General features: G+C 50.5%; 1 protein-coding gene and 2 tRNA genes. 2 read left to right on the top strand and 1 reads right to left on the bottom strand.

Features of this window, described 5'->3' with window-relative positions; genetic code table 11:
- Positions 1–166 precede the first annotated feature (166 nt).
- Complete coding sequence (locus HMPREF2990_RS12630) at positions 167–2,020, top strand: SGNH/GDSL hydrolase family protein (protein ID WP_141757753.1); 1,854 nt, start codon at positions 167–169, stop codon at positions 2,018–2,020.
- Positions 2,021–2,454: 434 nt separating this feature from the next.
- Here the strand turns inward: HMPREF2990_RS12630 and HMPREF2990_RS01530 are convergent.
- Positions 2,455–2,530 (bottom strand) — tRNA-Asn (locus tag HMPREF2990_RS01530).
- Positions 2,531–2,653: 123 nt separating this feature from the next.
- On the opposite strand from HMPREF2990_RS01530, the gene HMPREF2990_RS01535 reads away from it, so the two are divergent.
- Positions 2,654–2,727 (top strand) — tRNA-Ile (locus tag HMPREF2990_RS01535).
- The last annotated feature ends 29 nt before the right edge of the window (positions 2,728–2,756 follow it).

A 2,756-nucleotide genomic window follows, 5' to 3' on the forward strand; every position in this document is an offset into this window, starting at 1 on the left:
ACAGGGCCGTAAAAGAAGCGGAACCAAACCAAGGACGCTTCAGGCAGTGCCGAGTCTTCGGAACACCGGTACCAGAAACTCGCATCTGACAAGAGACTAGGAGCTATCCCGAAACTGTAGTATGGGCAATCGATGCGTCAAATAGTTCAAAGCTAGAATGAATGTTGTGCGAACCAGAGATATCAAGCGTTGGTCACCTGGGATTCAATACTCTGACCCCGAAGAGTTTTGTAGCGAATTAGAAGATGATGGATTTTACTCAATTCAGCTAGGTGCCGCGACTCTAGATCTGTTGTTGATCGATCGCAAGTCTGAAACCACGCTTGTCGCTTTCCAGGACTCTGTGGTTGAGGGGAGTACGTATCCGAGCTTTTCAGGTCTGGAACTGTCGGAGATAGCAGGCGTAAACTTGGTGGCTGTTGCGGATCCGACCGTGGTAATCGATCGGGAACTTCGAGTGGGGTGGTACTTAGGCAATCGAATAACTGGACCACTGAAGCGCTCTCTTTTACCTATTCTTAGACGTAGTGTCGAGTACCTCGAAGGTGATCGAACTATCTTCTATGGTGAGTCCAATGGCGGATATGCTGCGATGAATTTCGGTCAGCACTTCTCTTCAGCAATAGCCTTGACGATCAATGCACGTTTAGGCTTTTCCGACAAGCCGCATCTTGAGCTAGCTGAGTACGTAAATCGTGCGCACAAGGTAAAAGGAAGAACTCCCTATATCCGGGTCAGGGATAGCTATGCGAAGAATTTATGGGAAACCATCGACCTGAATGCGCCTTTTTACCCGGTCATGTATCAAAACAGCGGTGACGCGAAGTGCTTTGATACAAACCACTCTATGTTCGTGAAGCGGCGTAGCAATGACCTCGACCTGGCAGAGCGGTTGGATTTTGATGGCGACGGCGAAGTCGCTATACCGCGCGAAAAATTGCTGAGTATTCTGTCTGCTCTAAGAGACCCTACCGTTGAGGTTGATGAAGCCATAAGGCGAGCCGGCTTCGAAAATACTCAGAATTGTGGGTCTGGAGCACCTATCCGCAGTAACACGCCTTGTGCTACTCCTAATGTGCAACAGGGGGGAGTGTGCTTAGAACCGACAAGCACCCCTGTCAACCCAAACAAGGGTATCCCGCGAAATATTAGGCTAAAAAGATGGCCGGCTGAAATGCGTAGACGGGTTACAATTCCCGAAAAGTACACTCGGCACGGCGACGGGTCACTTCTCCCCGGAGCGACGTCAATCACCACTGACGCGGCAGGTTTCATATTATCTGGGCGAGCCAACCTTGACGGTAGAAGACCAATTGTATTCCTCGGCGACAGCGTAGTGGAGTCTCTATATGCGCCCGAGGGGAAACGCTGGCCTGATATCGTTGAGGATGAGTTGGAGGCTCGCTCGCCCGGATCGTTTCGGGTGCTAAACGGTGGTAAATCTGGTGCGACTCTTTTGCATCTAGCCATAAGTCTTTTAGCGACGATACCACCTGAATCCGGCAACCTAGCAGGGTTGTTTATAGTTGCACCTGGAGCGGATGCGAAGCTAGAACTGGACTCTGCAACCTACTGGTCAAGTCATCGATTCGTTGATCCGTTAACCCCAGGTGCTCGTCAGGTGAGTTCATTTGCGCATCCAGAAGTTGAGCGAGATCGAGATCTTCTCTGGAAAGTCATTTTTGAGACCATGTCGGCTTACGCCATTCCGGGTGCCGTCCTGTCTGCGCCTGTAAGGAAGGGGGAGTGGTCGGAAAGTAGTTTTCTGCAAAAGAGATACCCGAGCCGACAAGATTATGATGCGAGCTTGCTTCGGTACGATGCGGTGAAGGAAGATGCAAGAAAAGCTGCGGCCAAAGGTAGGATGGATTTTTTCTGGAATTACCAGAGCTTCCCTCGGAAGAAAAATGAGCGGTTTTTCTATGACCATGTCCACTTTAATGATTTAGGGCATAGGACGTTTGGCGAGGAGGTTGCCAATGCGATTTGGCCAATTCTGTGCCGCAAAACTGAGAATTGATTTATTGTGTCCAGATATCATCGTGTAGAGCCAGTAGAGTAGGTTTGCAACGGTAGTTTGTGTTCTGGAGGCTCCTCATTGGGGGCCATCGGTAAGAGTCTTGTTTACCAATTCGCTAGAGATTAGAGGATCTACCTTACCGGAGCCGATATGAGTGATGATAAGCCTCTTATGGTCACCGGGCGGAATCCTATTCCGCGAATAATCAGGCTATGAGATCCGAAAACTTTCTACGCTGATACTACTAACAAGTAGCCAGATCGAGCCATAGGCAAAAGGAGACGGCACTTTTACGGTTGCGCGTCCAATTGCATCGTTGATCCAAGAGTTCCGTGAAACCCCTAGATCAAATCTCCGTTGGATATACTTGGCACCTAGAGTTTATGAGTGTTCCAAAATCGAGCAAAGCCCGGGGATGCGGAAACCCCGGGCTTTGGCTCCTCCAACTGGGCTCGAACCAGTGACCCTTCGATTAACAGTCGAATGCTCTGCCAACTGAGCTATGGAGGAATACCCCGCTATCATACGAGGATGCGGAAGCAAAGGGAAATCTGGCGCGGTTACGCCTGAGGGTGAAGTTCGTCTGTAGCCCTGTGCGGGGTATAGTTTCTACAGCGCTTTGGCGTAAAGGATGGGGCTATAGCTCAGTCGGTTAGAGCCGCGGACTCATAATCCGCTGGTCGCGGGTTCGAGCCCCGCTGGCCCCACAGGAAACCGCTGCACGGGAACGATCGTT

It is taken from the genome of Corynebacterium sp. HMSC071B10, assembly GCF_001814825.1.
Taxonomy (GTDB): domain Bacteria; phylum Actinomycetota; class Actinomycetes; order Mycobacteriales; family Mycobacteriaceae; genus Corynebacterium.